13 protein-coding genes are annotated in these 17324 nt (G+C 28.8%); 3 read left to right on the top strand and 10 right to left on the bottom strand.

Annotated elements, in window-relative coordinates; all coding sequences use genetic code 11:
• Positions 1-211: 211 nt before the first annotated feature.
• The 4 genes from RWJ08_RS06440 to RWJ08_RS06425 all read right to left on the bottom strand — a co-directional run bounded on the left by RWJ08_RS06440 (position 212) and on the right by RWJ08_RS06425 (position 4851).
• Complete coding sequence (locus tag RWJ08_RS06440; RefSeq protein WP_313961482.1) at positions 212-982, bottom strand: TIGR02206 family membrane protein; 771 nt, start codon at positions 980-982, stop codon at positions 212-214.
• 2 nt (positions 983-984) lie between these two features.
• A complete protein-coding gene (locus RWJ08_RS06435) occupies positions 985-1890 on the bottom strand; it encodes a C39 family peptidase (RefSeq protein WP_313961481.1) in 906 nt (301 codons plus the stop codon).
• A 3-nt stretch (positions 1891-1893) separates the two neighbouring features.
• Positions 1894-2964 (bottom strand): peptide chain release factor 1, encoded by a 1071-nt coding sequence (prfA, locus tag RWJ08_RS06430; protein WP_009354571.1) that lies wholly within the window; start codon positions 2962-2964, stop codon positions 1894-1896.
• A gap of 288 nt (positions 2965-3252) precedes the next feature.
• The gene (locus tag RWJ08_RS06425; RefSeq protein WP_313961480.1) at positions 3253-4851 is read right to left on the bottom strand and encodes an ABC transporter ATP-binding protein; all 1599 of its coding nucleotides are present in this window, start codon (positions 4849-4851) and stop codon (positions 3253-3255) included.
• A gap of 432 nt (positions 4852-5283) precedes the next feature.
• Between RWJ08_RS06425 and RWJ08_RS06420 the strand changes: the two genes are divergently transcribed.
• Both RWJ08_RS06420 and RWJ08_RS06415 read left to right on the top strand, forming a co-directional pair.
• Complete coding sequence (locus tag RWJ08_RS06420; RefSeq protein ID WP_313961479.1) at positions 5284-5889, top strand: helix-turn-helix domain-containing protein; 606 nt, start codon at positions 5284-5286, stop codon at positions 5887-5889.
• Positions 5889-6791 (top strand): alpha/beta hydrolase, encoded by a 903-nt coding sequence (locus RWJ08_RS06415; protein WP_313961478.1) that lies wholly within the window; start codon positions 5889-5891, stop codon positions 6789-6791. The genes RWJ08_RS06420 and RWJ08_RS06415 overlap by 1 nt, the downstream gene beginning before the upstream one ends.
• A 47-nt stretch (positions 6792-6838) precedes the next feature.
• Here the strand turns inward: RWJ08_RS06415 and RWJ08_RS06410 are convergent, their stop codons facing one another.
• The 4 genes from RWJ08_RS06410 to RWJ08_RS06395 all read right to left on the bottom strand — a co-directional run bounded on the left by RWJ08_RS06410 (position 6839) and on the right by RWJ08_RS06395 (position 15866).
• Entirely contained in the window at positions 6839-7216 is a 378-nt protein-coding gene (locus RWJ08_RS06410; RefSeq protein WP_293440427.1) for a hypothetical protein, read from the bottom strand.
• 67 nt (positions 7217-7283) lie between these two features.
• Positions 7284-8369 (bottom strand): MGDG synthase family glycosyltransferase, encoded by a 1086-nt coding sequence (locus RWJ08_RS06405; RefSeq protein WP_293440429.1) that lies wholly within the window; start codon positions 8367-8369, stop codon positions 7284-7286.
• Between the two features lie 52 nt (positions 8370-8421).
• A complete protein-coding gene (gene rpoC, locus RWJ08_RS06400) occupies positions 8422-12084 on the bottom strand; it encodes a DNA-directed RNA polymerase subunit beta' (RefSeq protein WP_313961495.1) in 3663 nt (1220 codons plus the stop codon).
• Positions 12085-12107: 23 nt separating this feature from the next.
• Positions 12108-15866: a DNA-directed RNA polymerase subunit beta gene (locus tag RWJ08_RS06395; protein ID WP_313961477.1), complete on the bottom strand. Its 3759-nt coding sequence runs from the start codon at positions 15864-15866 to the stop codon at positions 12108-12110.
• 282 nt (positions 15867-16148) lie between these two features.
• Between RWJ08_RS06395 and RWJ08_RS06390 the strand changes: the two genes are divergently transcribed.
• A complete protein-coding gene (locus RWJ08_RS06390) occupies positions 16149-16298 on the top strand; it encodes a hypothetical protein (protein ID WP_313961476.1) in 150 nt (49 codons plus the stop codon).
• A 130-nt stretch (positions 16299-16428) separates the two neighbouring features.
• On the opposite strand, the gene RWJ08_RS06385 is transcribed toward RWJ08_RS06390, so the two are convergent.
• Both RWJ08_RS06385 and RWJ08_RS06380 read right to left on the bottom strand, forming a co-directional pair.
• A complete protein-coding gene (locus RWJ08_RS06385) occupies positions 16429-16956 on the bottom strand; it encodes a GNAT family N-acetyltransferase (protein WP_313961475.1) in 528 nt (175 codons plus the stop codon).
• A gap of 8 nt (positions 16957-16964) precedes the next feature.
• Positions 16965-17285 carry a DUF1294 domain-containing protein gene (locus RWJ08_RS06380; RefSeq protein ID WP_269755359.1) on the bottom strand — a complete coding sequence of 107 codons (321 nt, stop codon included), beginning with the start codon at positions 17283-17285 and terminating at the stop codon, positions 16965-16967.
• Positions 17286-17324: the final 39 nt, after the last annotated feature.

Below are 17324 nucleotides of genomic sequence, written 5' to 3'. Positions count from 1 at the left end.
ACCTAAGTCAATTTATACCTAATTTTATATTTCTAAACAAATTGAAGTTATAACAAAATAATAAAGAATATAAAAGAACTCTTAAATATTTTATTTAACAATAAGAGCCCCTACATTATGCAACACTTCACATCATGTGGGTGCCAGAAACCTTGTTATTTCACAATAAAAAGCACTAACTATAAAGTCAGTACTTTTTTCCTTAACATTACTAATTTTCAATTTTTCTATGTGATATTTTAAATTTTCCATCTCTTGATTTCATAAAATATGAATGTACAAGATATAAACCAAAATTTAACACCAACATCATAATTGCTATATAAGTTATGGGATGCAATCTATCTGCCACATCCGTAAAAATTGGTGGCTTTGATAAAAATGCATAATTACATTTAGTAAAACTATTAAAAATAATAACGGCAATATGCAAGATATTTGTAAAAACAAAAACTTCTGTATATTTTTTAAATGAAATTTCTATTTCTTCTACAAAGAATATATAACAACTTATCCAAAGTAACAAAGTATGTCCAACAAAGAAACTTATCCAAGTATAATGTGGAAATATAAATCTGTCTAACTCTGGTGTTATTAAAGCCACTATTGAACCAACAAATCCTAAATAAATCCCAATTCTTTTCATTTTGTTACTATGAAAAAATACTCCATATATTAAACAAAGGCTCGCAACTCTACAGTCATGCAAAGGCAAGCTTGTTTCAATTGAAAATGCTCCACTAAATATATACCAAGTGTATAATATAATTTGTTGAAATAATAATACCATAACTAAAAATTTTAAAATATTTTTATTACTATTTTTAAATTTATCTCTATATTTATAAATTAAAATTGCACCCAAAAAAGCAATTAACATTAATACAATATGAGTAAATCCATATTTTTCAATGTCATACCCTTCAGGTTCTGATCTAAAAAAATAAACTAAAAAATTTATTATTCTTTCTAAAAAATTCAAAACTATTCTCCTTTGGTAAAAGACCAAGCATTTTTTATCTGAGATTTCAATCTCTCATAACTCCACTTTTCACTTGTGTTTGTAGGACTATTTGGGTCATTTATTATGAACATACCATCTTCATCAACACTAACTAAAACAATATAATGTCCTATTGAAGAAAAATCTCCAGGCCCTACATTTGCAATTATTGGTCTTCCACTTTTCAACTCCTTTTTAAAAACTTCTTCATCAGTTTCCAAGTCTTTAACTTTTAATCCATATTTTTTTGGAACTTCTGTAAAATATTTCCAACCTGTTCCTGAACCTTCAGCATATTCTTCATACTTTGCCAATTCCACAGGAGTTATCGAATTATCTTTTAGAAGCCCCGCAACAACCATCGCCATCGAAGTTGGTCCACAACCATTTATGGCAATATTGTCATCAGTGTATTTCTTTTGTCCCCAACGTCTATCCCATTGTAAATAATACGGAATATCTCTTTTAAAATCAACACTTTCTCCAGTAAAATTATCCACTGTTCTATTTTCAAGTTTATCTTTTATAAAAAGTTTTGCAGATGGATTTCTATAAAGTAAAGCTAGATATGGATAAGTTAGTTTATCCTTACTTTTTAAAATTTCTTGAATATCTGAATCTTCACTATTAGTAAGTCCTTCCATAACAATTTGTTCTGTTAAAATGCTTCCCTTTTCACCAGTATTAACTTTTGTTGAAAGTTTAGACACATCAATTCCATTAGCATTTAAAGTCTTTGTATTAGTTTCAATCTCTTTTACTGTATTAACTAAAACTTCATCTTCTTTTTTTGCAAAAACAAAATTGAAAAACACAAAAATCCCAAATACATATAATACAAGATAAACACCAAATTTAGTAAATTTATTTTGTAAATTTAAATTCATAATCTACTCCGCAATTGCTAACATTTTTTTAGCCTGATCGCTTGTGATAAGAGCATCAATCATATCAGAAATATCTCCATTTAAGAAACTATCCAATTGATAAATAGTCATATTTATTCTATGGTCTGTAACTCTTCCTTGTGGAAAATTATAAGTTCTTATTCTTTCAGATCTATCGCCTGACCCTATTTGCGATTTTCTTGCATCAGCAATATCCTTATTTTGTTCTTCTTGATACTTTTCATAAAGTCTTGATTTCAAAATTTTCATTGCCTTTTCTTTATTTTTAAGTTGTGATTTTTCATCTTGACAAGTAACAACAACTCCTGTAGGAATATGAGTAATTCTTACAGCAGAGTCAGTTGTATTTACACATTGTCCCCCATTACCACTAGCTCTATAAACATCAATTCTAAGGTCATTTTGATTTATTACAACATCAACATCTTCAACTTCTGGTAAAACTGCAACAGTTGCAGCAGAAGTATGAATTCTTCCACTTGATTCTGTAGCAGGAACACGTTGAACTCTATGAACGCCACTTTCATATTTCAATTTTGAATATGCTCCATGACCTTTAACTAAGAAAACAACTTCTTTAATTCCTCCAACTCCTTGTTCAGAAATACTCATTATTTCTGTTTTCCATTTTTGTTTATCTGCGAACATTCTATACATTCTAAGAAGATCTTCTGCGAAAAGTCCCGCCTCATCTCCACCTGTACCAGCTCTTACTTCCATAAATACATTCTTTTCATCATTAGGGTCTTTTGGCAATAACAAAATTTTAAGATCTTGTTCTTCCTTTTCAATACTATCTTCAAGCTCTGAAATTTCTTCTTTAACAAGTTCTTTCATTTCATCGTCCAAGCTTTCCTTTAACATCTCTTTATTTTCTTCAAGTTCTTTTTTATGTTTAGAATATTCTCTATATTTTTCAACAATTGGCTTCATATCGCCATGTTCTTTAGCAAGTTTTTGCCAAACATTCATATCTTTCATAATTTCAGGATCTATAATTTTCTTTTCAAGTTCCTCAAATTTTTCAACTAATAGTTCTAATTTATCAAACAAAGTATATCTCTCCTTTTTTAATAACAATTAACTTTAATTTATCTTAACAATTTATTTTTATTTATAATATGTAGCTTTATCAATAGGCATAAAGCTAATAATTAAATCATAACTCCTTTAAGATAATTTTTCTATGGTAGTTATGATGAAATATAAGTAGCTTTGCCATAGGGCGCAAAGCTACCTATATTATATCATAATTACTATACTATTGTAAATTTTTTTACCAAAAATTTACTAAAAATCAAAAGAAATCCCGACACATAAGTATCGGGAATGTAATTTTTACTAACAATTTTTTATTATATTAATTTTTTCTCCTGTAAATTCTAAAATATAGTCATACATTTTTAAATTTTCTTCTGAATAATTGTGAGAAATATTAATAAGTCCTAAGCTTTCATCACTTAAAATCATTTTTTCAATTATTGAAATTGAATTTTTATCAATATTGCTCATAGCTTCATCAAACACCAAAAAACTACTATTTCTAAGTAAAGCTCTTGCAATTATAATTTTTTGTTTTTCACCACCCGAAATTGAAAGATTTAATTCATTTAAATTTTCATTTCTATTTTCTATAAGCTTTTTATCTAGATTCACTTTATTTAAAATATCATAAATCAAATTATCCTCGATATTTTTAAATAGAGTTATATTTGAAACTATATTTTCATTAAATAAAAAAGAATTTTGTTCAACATAGACAAGATTTTTTGAAATATCTGGATAATTCTTTATATTTTTACCATTTATTTTTATATTTCCACTATAATTTTCAAGCTCTCCAAACAATAATTTCAAAATTGTACTCTTACCGGAGCCATTTTGACCTCTTATGAGATACTTTTTCCCACTTTCAAAAACAATTGAAAAATTATCAATAATATATTTGTTCTCATTATAAGAGAAACTTACATTTTCAAATTCAATTTTCTCAACTCGCTCTTGCTTATTTTCTTCAAACTCACAATCAGATAAGGTATTAAATAAATCATTTTTAACTTTCTTTATAGAAAATACAGTTATCAAATAGCTGGAAATGGTATTAATCGGATAGATTAACAAGTCAGACAATTGTAATATGGCAATAAAAGCACCTATTGTTTCTTTTCCACTAATAATTGAACTGGTTACAACATAATAAATTAGAAACTGGGATATAAATGAAATTGCCCCCATGCTAATTTCTAAAACTGCATTTTTTATGCTATATCTATAAGCATATTTTTGTTCATCGGATGAAATAGATTCCATTTTATTATTTATATTTTTTTCTACGGAATATCTTTTTATAGTGCCTATTCCCTCAACAATATCATAAAAAGCCGTATTTAATCGTCTTAGTCCTAAAATACTCTTTTCCCTTATTCTTTGCATATCTATTTCAAAAAAATAAGGAATTAGAATTGATATAATATTTGTTCCTAGAATAATAAATGATGCAATAATATTCAATGAAAATAGCAAATACATATACCAAATAATAGATACTGCTTGAAATATAATATGTGGTATTGTTAAATAGTATTCTTCTACAACTGACTCTATCTCATTATTATAAATAGAATAAAGCTCTTGAGGATTTTCTCCCTTTTTACCCTTTAATAAAATTCCTCTTACAAAAAGATTTCTAAGCTTCATATATAATAATCTTCTATACTTAGCATTCAACAATTTACCAATAAATTCAGAACACAATACTAAGACTATTAGTAGTGCATATTTTACAAAATATCCAAAAATTTTATCAAATTGTTTTTCTGTAATACTATCTGTAATTTCCTTAATTATCATTGGCATATTAGCATTTGAATAAACTGTAAAAATACTAAAAATTACAATTAAGATAGAATATAGATAAATATTTTTCTTTAATTTTTTCATAATAACTAATACTCCATAAATTTCAATTATACAAAATAATTTTTCATTATTTTACATAATTATTGTATCATAGTAAATGAGTTTTTTCAACGATTTAATAGTTTCTTATCTTTGTCTATAATATAGCTCTTGAATAAAAAAATAGCTATGCAAAAATTTTACATAGCTTATTTTCTATAAATTTTAAGTGTGGTATTTACATCCTAATAGTATATTTGTGATTAGTGTTTATACTTTTTATTTTAAATTTAATAAAATAATTATATTAAGAAGTAAATGCAGTTATTGTATACCCTTTATAATATAAATTATTTATTTTATAAAAATTAATTCAAAAACTATAGATAAAATAAATTTTTTTAACTTGACAGCTAATTGTAATTATCTTATAATATAATTAAGCTAATTTCGATTAGCTCGAGAGGAGAATTTATGAATACTAAAGATAAAATAATGTATGAAGCCTTGAAACTATTTGCTCAAAAAGGATACTCTGATGTTTATGTAAAGGACATTGCAATGATGGTTGGTATTAAGGCTCCTAGCTTATATAAACATTTTAAGAGTAAACAAGAAATTTTTGAGAGCTGTATAGAAATATTTTATAAAAAAATGAATGAGAAACGAGATCTACTTTTATTGCCTAGAAATTCTAGCAACAGCGATATGTATCTCAATAAAAAAAGGGAAGATATAATTAAAATCGCAAAGGAATTATTTGAGTTTTATATTTTAGATGATATCGCTTCAAATTTTAGAAAAATGTTAATAATAGATCGTTATAGAGAAAGTCAAATCAATGATTTGTATGAAAAAATCTTTTTAGATGAGCCTATAAAATATCAAACACAAGTGTTTTCTCAATTAATCCCACCTAAAAAACTGAAATCTACCAGTGCAGAAGATATAGCTAAAATATTTTATTCCCAAATCTATTTTTTACTTCAAAAATATGATTGTAATAAAGAAAGTTTAGAAGATGGAAAAAAAGAGCTTGAACACTTTATAAATCTATTTTGTGATACTTTGGAGTTGTGATGAAAAATTTAAAAATATTATTTATTATTTTAATTATATGTATATTTTTTTATACTATGATTATGAGTATTAAGCTTAACAATGATTTAAAAGAGGCTAATGAAAAATTAAAAAGATATCAACCAAGTCAAATGATTCTATCTTATGGAAATATAGAATATCTTGATAGAGGAAATGGAGAGATATTATTAGTCTGTCATGGAATTTTTGGAGGTTTTGATCAAGGTTATGAAAGTTTAAAAGATTTAACTAAAGATTATAGAATATTGTCCCCATCACGTTTTGGATACCTCAACAGTGATGTATTAGGAAAAGGAACTCCTGAAGAACAATGTAAAGCATATATTGAGCTTTTAGATAAATTAAATATCGACAAAGTATTTATTGTAGGGACTTCAGCAGGAGGAACTCTAGCAATTCGTTTTGCACTGGACTATCCAAATAGATGTAAAGGACTTATTCTATACAGTTCTGCAATGCCTGAGACAGAAAAACCTAAGAAAATAAATTTATATCAAGCACCTCCTAATTTTTTATGTAATAATCTTCCCATGTACTTGATTAGTCCTTTCTTTAAGACTATTATGGGTATGGAAAGTAATGTAGTTAAAATAATGTTACCAATTGATAAAAGAAAAAAAGGAGTAAAAATAGATGGAGAAATTACTAATCCAGATATGGCAGTGAATTATGATTATTATAAAATCGAAAAAATTGAAATTCCAATATTAATTTTTCAATCAAAAGATGACAAAATAACAAAATATGAAAAATTTATTACTTCTGTAAAAAGATTTAAAAATAGTACTTTGAAAATATTTGAAACTGGCGGACACCTTTTATTAGGACATGAGAAAGAAATTAATGAGACAGTAATAAATTTTATTAACAAAAATAAATAATGAACAATAAAAAATGAGGGTCTAAAACCCTCATTAAAAATATCAAATTATTTTTTTTCGCCTTCTGATTCTTTTACATTCTTAACATAATTTTCAGCAGCTTTTCCTAATTTAATAACTTCTTCTTTGTCAATTTTGTCTTCTTTAACTGAAGAAATTAGATTTTCGTATTTCTTTTCAATACTTTCTTTGTCTGCATCACTTAAATTTGGAATTTTTAATTCAACTGATTTTTGTTCTTCTAATGCTTTAATAGTTGAATTTTTTTCTTCTTCAGAAGCTTTTTCCATTTCCTTCTTTTCTTCTTTCTTTTCTTCTGTTTTTTGTTCGGCTTTCTTGTTTTCAGCTGGTTTTGATTGACAAGCAACCATTGATCCCATTAAAAATAAAGCCATAGCAGAAATTAAATATTTTTTAATTTTCATACAAAACCTCCTAAAAATCTCTATCCATAGTGCATTATACTATAAGAAAACATTTTTGTCAATGAATTTAGCTTATTTTTTCAACTAATTCTACAATTTTATCAACTGAAAATCCATTTGCTATATCTTTCATATTCAAAGCCATGTATTCTACCCTTCTCCTATTATTATAGAATTTTTTAACTTCCTTTACAACAGCGTCAATACCGTTTGCATATACACCTATTTCTTCTTCAACAATGAAATTTTTATTTTCTTCCTCGTGACCTGGTATAAAGAAAGGAATTATAAGCGGTATATTTTTAACTATTGCCTCTGAAACTGTAAGTCCACCAGGTTTTGTAATTAAAATCTGATTTTCTTCCATTAGTCTTGCAATTTCATTTGTATAGCCTAAGATTTCAAGTCTATTTTCATCTATAAACAAACTATATTTTTTTTCTAATTTTTCTTTTAATTCTTCATTTTTACCACAAACCATGGTAAGTCTAATATCATTTGAAATTTCTAATATAGGCATTATATACTCCGAAAAATCATTCATTCCCAATGTTCCAAATATAGTTAGGATATTAAAACCATCTTTCTTTTCATAATGTCTTTCTTTAAAACTATCACTTATAGGTATTCCAAAAGCACAAATCTTATCTTGTTTTATTCCGTCGTCAATCATTCTATTTTTTGTAAATTCACTTGCTACAATATAATAATCAACGTAATCACTAAAATACATCTTATGTGTAATAAAATCTGTAATTACTGAAATAAAAGGAACATCATAATATTTTTTTTGCTTAATATGTTCCATAATTCCAATCGCAAAAACATGAGTACCTATAACTACATTAGGTTTTTTTTCTTCTAAAATAGGTAATATTTTATTACTCAACATATTTAAAATTGGTTTTGAGAAAACATTTTGTGATTGAGTTATATTAGTTCCCTTGTATATTAGTCCATAAATTTCAGGAGTTTTTGTTACAATACCTAAATATCCTCCAACGAGTAAACTATCCAATTTTTCAGAAATTTCTTTTAGTAAATCTATTTCTTCTACATAAAACCCCTTTTGTTCAAGTTTTTCTCTTATATTATTAGCAGCTTTATTATGTCCACCACCAAAAGATGCTGTTAAAATTAAAGCTTTTTTCATATTAATCCTCACTTTATAGAAAGAGTCGGAAAGTTTCTTCCGACTCTAAATATTATTCTTCAACTTCTTCCATGATTTCAACTTCTTCAGTTTCAACTTCAGATTCGATTTCAGTTTCAGTTTCTTTTGCTTCATCTGATTCTGCATTTTCTTTTGATTCATCAAAAATATGATCTTCTTCTGATTCAGCATTTTCAAGAGCAGCTTCTCTAGCAAGTCTATCTTCTTCTTCCATTGTTTCATAATCAATTTCGATTGATTTATAAACTTTCATACCTGTTCCAGCAGGGATAAGTTTACCTAAGATTACATTTTCTTTTAATCCTATCAATCCATCTGCTTTTCCTTTGATAGAAGCATCAGTTAAAACTCTAGTTGTTTCTTGGAATGATGCTGCTGATAAGAAACTTTCAGTAGCAAGAGATGCCTTAGTAATACCTAATAATACATTATCAAAAGTTGCCGGCATCTTATCTTCTTCAAGCATTTCTCTATTAACAGCTTCAACTTCTCTAAACGGAACTAGGCTTCCCTCTAAGAAATTAGTATCACCTGAAGTATCGATTTTAACTTTAGAAAGCATTTGTTTTATAATGATTTCGATATGTCTATCATCGATATCTACCCCTTGATTACGATAAACTTTTTGAACTTCCTTAGTGATGTATTCTTGAACACCTGTTGGACCTTTAATTGCTAAAATGTCATGCGGATTTATAGAACCTTCAGTAAGCATATCTCCCGCTTTAATTTCTTCTCCATCTTTAACTTTAATTCTAGCTCCATAAGGTATTGCATAAATTCTTTCATCACCATCATCGGCAGTTACAACTATATCATATCTCTTTTTATTATCAACTAATTTTACAGTACCGTCTATTTCAGTTATATAAGCAAGTCCTTTTGGTTTTCTTGCTTCAAAAAGTTCTTCAACACGAGGAAGACCTTGAGTAATTCCAACACCGGCAACCCCACCAGAGTGGAATGTTCTCATGGTAAGTTGAGTACCCGGTTCCCCGATAGATTGAGCAGCTATAATTCCTACAGCTTCCCCAATATTAACTGGATTTCCTGTTGCAAGATTACGTCCATAACATTTTGCACAAACACCATGTTTAGATTTACAACCTAGAACTGAACGAACTTTTATTTCTGTAATTCCAAGCTTTTCAACTTTTTCAGCCAATCCTTCAGTAATCATTTCATTTTTATGAATTAATATCTCTCCTGTAGTAGGATTTAATACATCTTCAAATGAATGTCTACCTACAATTCTGTCTGCAAGCTTTTCAACTATAGCATTTCCGTCTTTAAAGTCTCTAGCTAATACATATTCATCTGTACAACAATCATCTTCTCTAACAATTACATCTTGAGAAACATCTACAAGTCTTCTTGTTAAATATCCGGAGTCAGCTGTTCTAAGAGCAGTATCTGAAAGTCCTTTTCTTGAACCGTGAGTTGAAATAAAGAACTCTTGTACAGAAAGACCTTCTCTAAAGTTTGCTTTGATAGGAATTTCTACAATTCTACCGGTAGCAGAACTCATAAGTCCACGCATTCCAGCTAACTGTCTAATTTGGTTAATATTACCTCTGGCTCCTGAGTCGGCCATGATTGAAATACTATTTGTAGGATCTTGCTTTTCAACAAGAATCTTTGTAATATCTTCAGTAGCTTTAGTCCAAACAGAGATTACATATTCATATCTTTCTTGTTCGGAAACTAAACCGTCTCTAAATAATTCTTCATAAACAGCAATTTTCTTTTCTGCTTCTTTAAGAATTTCCCATTTTTCTTCTGGAACTATTACGTCATTCATTGAAATTGAAATAGCTCCAACTGTTGAATATTTATATCCTGTAGATTTAATATAGTCTAATACTTCAGCAGTTTTAATATTTCCATGTTTTCTAAAACATTTATCTACAATCTTACCAAGCATTTTTTTATCTACAAGTCTATCTATTTCTAATGAGAATTTATCTTTACTTCTATCAACAAATCCTAAATCTTGTGGAATATGTTCATTAAATATAAATCTACCAACAGTTGATTTTACGATTTGGCTTTCTCCTGTTTCTTCATCTCTATACAAGATATTAACAGTATCATGAATTTTAACATTATTTGTAGAATAAGCCTTAAACATTTCATCATAATCCATAAATGAACGAACCGCTTGTTCTTCAACAGTTCCACTTGTTAAGTAATATGAACCCAATACCATATCCTGAGTAGGAGTTGTGATAGGCTTACCATCTTTTGGTGCTAAAATATTATTTGTAGAAAGCATCAAAAGTCTTGCTTCTGCTTGAGCTTCAGTTGATAAAGGTAAATGCACAGCCATTTGGTCACCGTCAAAGTCGGCATTATATGCAGTACAAACTAACGGATGTAATTTTATTGCTTTTCCTTCAACTAAAACTGGTTCAAATGCTTGAATACCAAGTCTATGAAGAGTCGGTGCTCTGTTTAAAAGCACAGGATGATCTTTGATAACTTTATCCAAAATGTCCCAAACATTTGAATTTAATCTTTCTACATATTTTTTTGCACTCTTAATATTATGAACAATTCCATCTTCAACTAATTGTTTCATAATGAAAGGTTTGAATAATTCAAGAGCCATTTTTTTAGGAAGTCCACATTGGTGGAATTTCAAATCCGGACCTACTACGATTACTGAACGTCCTGAATAGTCAACACGTTTCCCAAGTAAGTTTTGTCTAAATCTTCCTGTCTTTCCCTTTAACATATCTGATAAAGATTTAAGCTCTCTATTTCCTGCTCCTGTTACAGCTTTTCCATGTCTTCCATTATCTATTAATGTATCAACTGCTTCTTGTAACATTCTCTTTTCATTTCTCATGATGATTTCTGGAGCATGAATTTCAATAAGTTTTTTCAATCTATTATTTCTATTTATAACACGTCTATACAAATCATTTAAGTCTGAAGTTGCAAATCTTCCACCTTCAAGTTGAACCATAGGTCTTAAATCAGGTGGAATAACAGGAACGACATCAATAATCATCCATTCAGGTCTATTTCCTGATTTTCTGAAAGCTTCACAAACTTCAAGTCTTCTTGAAAGTCTAATTTTCTTTTGACCCGTTGCATCAACAAGACCTTTTTTCAATTCATCTGAAAGCTCATCTAAATCTATATTTTCTAAAAGCTCTTTAATTGCTTCAGCACCCATTCCAACTCTGAAATTTTCTGCACCAAATTTTTCACAAGCTTCTCCATATTCACCTTCAGTTAGTAATTGTTTAACATAAAGATCAGTATCTTTTGCATCAAGAACAACATAATTTGCAAAATATAAGATTTTTTCAAGTGCTCTTGGGCTCATATCTAATATAAGACCCATTCTTGAAGGTATTCCTTTAAAATACCATATATGAGAAACTGGAGCAACAAGTTCTATATGACCCATTCTCTCACGTCTTACTTTAGACTTTGTGATTTCAACTCCACATTTTTCACATACATTTCCCTTGTATTTTATTCTTTTATACTTACCACAATTACATTCCCAATCCTTTACCGGCCCAAATATTTTTTCACAGAAAAGACCATCTTTTTCAGGCTTTAAGGTTCTGTAATTTATGGTTTCTGGTTTTTTAACTTCTCCTCTTGACCAACTTCTTATCTTATCAGGTGAAGCTAAGCCAATTTTCATTGCATCAAAATTATTTAATTCCAACAAGGAGTCCACTCCCTTCCTCTATGTTATTGATCAATATCTTCTTCTATAAATATTTCGTCTTGTTCTACTTCTTCTGAACTACTTTTTTCTTTTTCATCTTTATCTTCTAAGAAACTAAGGTCAAAGCCATCAAAATCTTCTTCCTTATTTCCAGATTGATCATAGAATGAATCAAAGTCAAAATCTTCTTCCTCTTCTTCTTTGGCATACTCTTCATTTAAAACAAGTTGAGCCTTAATTTCATCGGAATTTTCTCTAAGTTTGATTTCTTCTCCTTCTTCATCAATCAATTTAACATCTAAACATAATGATTGTAATTCTTTCATAAGAACTTTGAAAGATTCAGGAATACCTGGTTCAGGAATATTTACACCCTTAACAATTGATTCATAAGTCTTAACTCTACCTACAATGTCATCACTCTTAACAGTTAGCATTTCTTGTAAAGTATGACTTGCGCCATATGCTTCCAATGCCCAAACTTCCATTTCTCCAAATCTTTGTCCACCGAATTGTGCCTTACCACCAAGTGGTTGTTGTGTAACCAAAGAATAAGGTCCGATAGATCTAGCATGAATTTTTTCATCTACTAAATGGTGAAGTTTTAACATATACATATAACCAACAGTTACAGGATTGTCAAATTCATCTCCAGTTCTTCCGTCTCTAAGTTTTATTTTTCCTGATTCAGGACAACCAGCAAGCTTTAATGCATCAAGAACATCAATATCACTTGCTCCGTCAAATACAGGTGTCGCAACTTTCCAACCAAGTCTTTTAGCTGCAAGTCCTAAATGCACTTCAAGTACTTGTCCGATGTTCATACGAGAAGGTACCCCTAATGGATTAAGAACGATTTGTAAAGGAGTTCCATCTGGTAAGAATGGCATATCTTCTTGAGGCATAATTCTTGATATAACCCCTTTGTTACCATGTCTACCACACATTTTATCCCCTACATTAATCTTTCTCTTAGTGGCTACATAAACTCTAACCACTTCATTTACTCCAGGTGGTAATTCATCTCCATTTTTTCTACTATAACATTTAACATCTACAACAATACCAGTTTCTCCATGAGGAACTCTTAAAGAAGTATCTCTTACTTCTCTAGCTTTTTCTCCGAAAATAGCTCTTAAAAGTCTTTCTTCTGCGCTTAATTCAGTTTCTCCCTTAGGTGATACTTTACCAACTAAGATATCTCCCGAATTAACTTCAGCACCAATTCTTATAATACCATTTTCATCTAAGTTCTTTCTCATATCTTCACCGATATTTATAACATCTCTTGTGATTTCTTCAGAACCTAATTTGATTTCTCTGGCTTCACATTCATGTTCTTCAATATGTAGTGAAGTTAAAACGTCATCTATAACAAGTTGTTCATTTAACAACATCGCATCCTCGTAGTTATAGCCTTCCCAGTTCATAAATGCCATTAAAATATTTTTACCTAATGCAATTTCTCCATTTTCTGTTGAAGGACCATCGGCAATAATATCTCCTGCATTTATTCTGTCATTTTCATTAACTATAGGTCTTTGATTGATTGTTGTTCCTTGGTTTGAACGTTTAAATTTAAGTAATCTATATTTATCAATTACATTATCTAAATCTCTTTTAATATGAATTTCATCACTATCAACTTTTGTAACAATTCCTGAATTTTTAGCAACGATAACAACACCACTATCTCTTGCCGCTTTATGTTCTATACCAGTTCCTACGATAGGAGCTTCAGTAACAAGTAGAGGCACTGCTTGTCTTTGCATGTTTGAACCCATCAACGCACGAGTTGCATCGTCATTTTCAAGGAAAGGAATCATTGCTGTACCAACTGATACAATTTGTTGAGGAGAAACGTCCATAAGTTGAATTGTATCTCTTGGATAAATATCATTTTCTCCATTAATACCACGACCACTTACTCTTTCGTTTACAAAACGTCCATTTTCATCAAGTGGTTCATTAGCTTGAGCGATAATAACTTCATCTTCTTCATCAGCAGTTAAATAAACAATGTCCTTTGTAGCAATTCCATTATTTACAACACGATATGGAGTTTCAATAAATCCATATTGATCAACTCTTGCATAAGTTGTAAGAGAAGTAATTAGACCGATGTTTGGACCTTCAGGAGTTTCTATCGGACAAATTCTTCCGTAGTGACTTTCATGAACGTCTCTTACTTCGTATCCTGCTCTATCTCTACTAAGACCACCAGGTCCTAATGCTGATAATCTTCTCTTATGAGTAAGTTCTGCAAGTGGATTGTTTTGATCCATGAATTGTGATAATTGTGAAGAACCAAAGAATTCTTTTAAAGACGCAACAAGAGGTCTTATATTAATAAGTCCTTGAGGCGTAGCAAGATCTGGATCTTGAGTTGACATTCTTTCTCTAACAACTCTCTCCATTCTTGATAAACCAATTCTAAATTGATTTTGTAAAAGTTCTCCAACAGCTCTAACTCTTCTATTTCCTAAATGGTCAATATCATCACAAATTCCAAGACCATAGAATAAGTTAAATTCATAACTTACAGTAGCTTCAATATCATCACGAATAATATGAGTAGGAGAAAGCTCTTTAACTCTATTTCTAACAGCTCTCTTAACTTGTGTTTCATATTCTTCGCCTTCATATTCTGATGCAGCTTCTAAAATTTCCATCATAACTGGATAGTAAATTTTTTCTGAAAGTCCATTGCATGAAATATCAAATCCCAATTCAAACGCACTAATATCAACAAAGTGGTTACCAACAACGATAATCTCTTTGTCTTCAACTTTTACATGAACTCTCTTATATCCTGCATTTTCAATTTTTTCAGCAAGTTCTTCTGAAATATAATCTCCAACACTTGCGATTTTTTCCATTTCACCGAATTTATCAGTCTTGAAAATATCTTCAGCTAAAATTGTTCCTATTAATCTATTTCTTAAAGCTAATTTCTTATTAAATTTATATCTACCAACTTTTGCAAGATCATATCTTCTTGGATCGAAAAGTAAATTATGTAATAAACTTTCCCCACTTTCAACAGTAGCAGGATCCCCCGGTTTTAATTTTCTATAAATTTCAAGAATAGCTTCTTGATAACTCTTTGTTATATCTTTTTCCAAAGTAGTATGAAGTTCTTTAATATCTCCGAAATTTTCAACCATTTCTTCATTTGTTTCATATAACAACGCCCTAATCATAGTTGTTATAGGCAATTTTCTTGTTCGGTCAATACGAACACTTACAACTCCGTTTGTGTCGGTATCATATTCTAACCAAGCACCTCTGTTCGGAATTACTGTTGAAGAAAATAACTTATTACCTGACTTGTCAATTTCTTCTCCATAATATACACCCGGACTTCTAACAAGCTGACTTACGATAACTCTTTCAGCACCATTAATAATAAAAGTCCCGTTGTCAGTCATCAAAGGAATTTCTCCCATAAACACTTCTTGTTCTTTAACTTCGCCTGTATTATTATTTGTTAAACGAACATCAACTTTTAGAAGTGTAGAATAGTTCATATCCCTATCCTTACATTCTTGTTCTGAATACTTTGGAGCATTTTCTAAACGATAATTTAAAAATTCCAGCTTCATAGCTTCGGAATAGTCTCTAATCGGACTAATATCGTCAAAAACATCTCTAATTCCTTGCTTAATAAACCAATCATAACTATCAGTTTGAATGGCAATTAGGTTTGGAAGATCCAAAACATTTTGAATTTTTGAATAACTAACCCTTTCTGTGATTCCATACTTTTCAGTATGTGTCATAAAACTTCACCCCTTTGAAAAATTAAAAAAAGATAAAAATACATATTATCCCACTATTACATTATTATCTTTAAATTTTAACAGATTTTTTATAAAAAGTAAAGACTTTTTTTGGAATTTTTTCATTTTTTTTAACAGAAATTGACCTTTGAACCTAATAATTTTAATTTCATATTATGAATACTTTAATTAAATGCTATATTATGGTATAATATAGTTGTAAATATATTGTTTTGATAGTTCAATAAATTACTATTTAATATTAATCTAAAGGAGTCAATTATGAGAAAAAAATGGATGAATTATTTAGTAACCACTTTATTAATATTTTTAATTATATTTGATTTCAACAACCTTTCCACTATTACAATTACTTGTATGGCAATAGCAATAGCTTTTAATTTATACGATTTATTTAAAGATAAATTTTAACTTTTAATATTTTTTTATAAATTCCGCTTTTTAGTGGAATTTTTTCATTTAAAAAGGAAGTAAATTTATTACTTCCTTTTTAAATAATTCCTAATTCTTTCATATCTTTGACTTTAATTATTTAATTGTTTTATAATTTTTTTCTAAGTTCATATGCTGAATATTTTATATCCGTTCCTGATTTAATAAATTCAGTTTCTTTAAAAATCTCAAATCCATTCTTAAAACAAATCTTCAGAGATGAAATATTTTCTTTTGCAATTAATGTGTTTATAATTTCTACATTATATAATTTTAAGAATTCACACAAACCATTAACAAGTTCTGTTCCATAACCTCTATTCCATTCAGTTAGCTTTATCGAATATCCTATGCCCCATATTTTCTTACTCTTTTCAACTTCAAAAGCACAAGCAGTTCCTATTATTTCATCATTTTCTTTTTTAAAAACTGAAAAATAGAAATCGTCAGTCCATTTTTCCGAATTTTCCAACTCATCTTTCAATATATCTCTAAGTTCTTCTCCATTTTTGTAAAATGGATCACACATATATTTTCCGGATATTTCATTTCCCCATTCTTTCGCTGCGTAATCACAATCGAAAAACTGCATATCTGCTATATTCAATCTTTCTGTAGAAAATCTAATATTTTTCATAACATCACCTAAAACATATATTTATATAAATAATATAAAATCAAAACTTTAACTACAAAAAATAGCGGAACTAAAATTCTAAATTTTAGCTTTTTAGTTTTATGTCTAAATATTTGCATGGATAGAAAAGCACCAATAGAGCCGAACAAAAAAGCTGATAACAATAAGCTATTCTCTGAAATTCTATTCTTGCCTTTTATAGCTTTTCTTTTATCAATATAAAATATTGTAAAAGATATTAAATTCATTATAAAAATTATAGAAATCAATAATTTATAGTTGTATAACAAACCGTCTAAAAGCAAATATAATATAAAAAATATCCTCATATACCCTCCTATTCAAAAAGTCGCAACTCAAAAGAGCTA

This window comes from uncultured Parvimonas sp. (assembly GCF_963524015.1).
Lineage (GTDB): Bacteria > Bacillota > Clostridia > Tissierellales > Peptoniphilaceae > Parvimonas.
This window is presented reverse-complemented; position numbering and strand designations above follow the sequence as displayed.

Excerpts from the sequence above, each read along its gene's own strand:
- RWJ08_RS06435 (WP_313961481.1), bottom strand. The coding sequence starts at position 1,890 with ATGAATTTAAATTTACAAAATAAATTTACTAAATTTGGTGTTTATCTT.
- RWJ08_RS06425 (WP_313961480.1), bottom strand. The coding sequence starts at position 4,851 with ATGAAAAAATTAAAGAAAAATATTTATCTATATTCTATCTTAATTGTA.
- RWJ08_RS06420 (WP_313961479.1), top strand. The coding sequence starts at position 5,284 with ATGAATACTAAAGATAAAATAATGTATGAAGCCTTGAAACTATTTGCT.
- RWJ08_RS06415 (WP_313961478.1), top strand. The coding sequence starts at position 5,889 with ATGAAAAATTTAAAAATATTATTTATTATTTTAATTATATGTATATTT.
- RWJ08_RS06410 (WP_293440427.1), bottom strand. The coding sequence starts at position 7,216 with ATGAAAATTAAAAAATATTTAATTTCTGCTATGGCTTTATTTTTAATG.
- RWJ08_RS06405 (WP_293440429.1), bottom strand. The coding sequence starts at position 8,369 with ATGAAAAAAGCTTTAATTTTAACAGCATCTTTTGGTGGTGGACATAAT.
- RWJ08_RS06395 (WP_313961477.1), bottom strand. The coding sequence starts at position 15,866 with ATGACACATACTGAAAAGTATGGAATCACAGAAAGGGTTAGTTATTCA.
- RWJ08_RS06390 (WP_313961476.1), top strand. The coding sequence starts at position 16,149 with ATGAGAAAAAAATGGATGAATTATTTAGTAACCACTTTATTAATATTT.
- RWJ08_RS06385 (WP_313961475.1), bottom strand. The coding sequence starts at position 16,956 with ATGAAAAATATTAGATTTTCTACAGAAAGATTGAATATAGCAGATATG.
- RWJ08_RS06380 (WP_269755359.1), bottom strand. The coding sequence starts at position 17,285 with ATGAGGATATTTTTTATATTATATTTGCTTTTAGACGGTTTGTTATAC.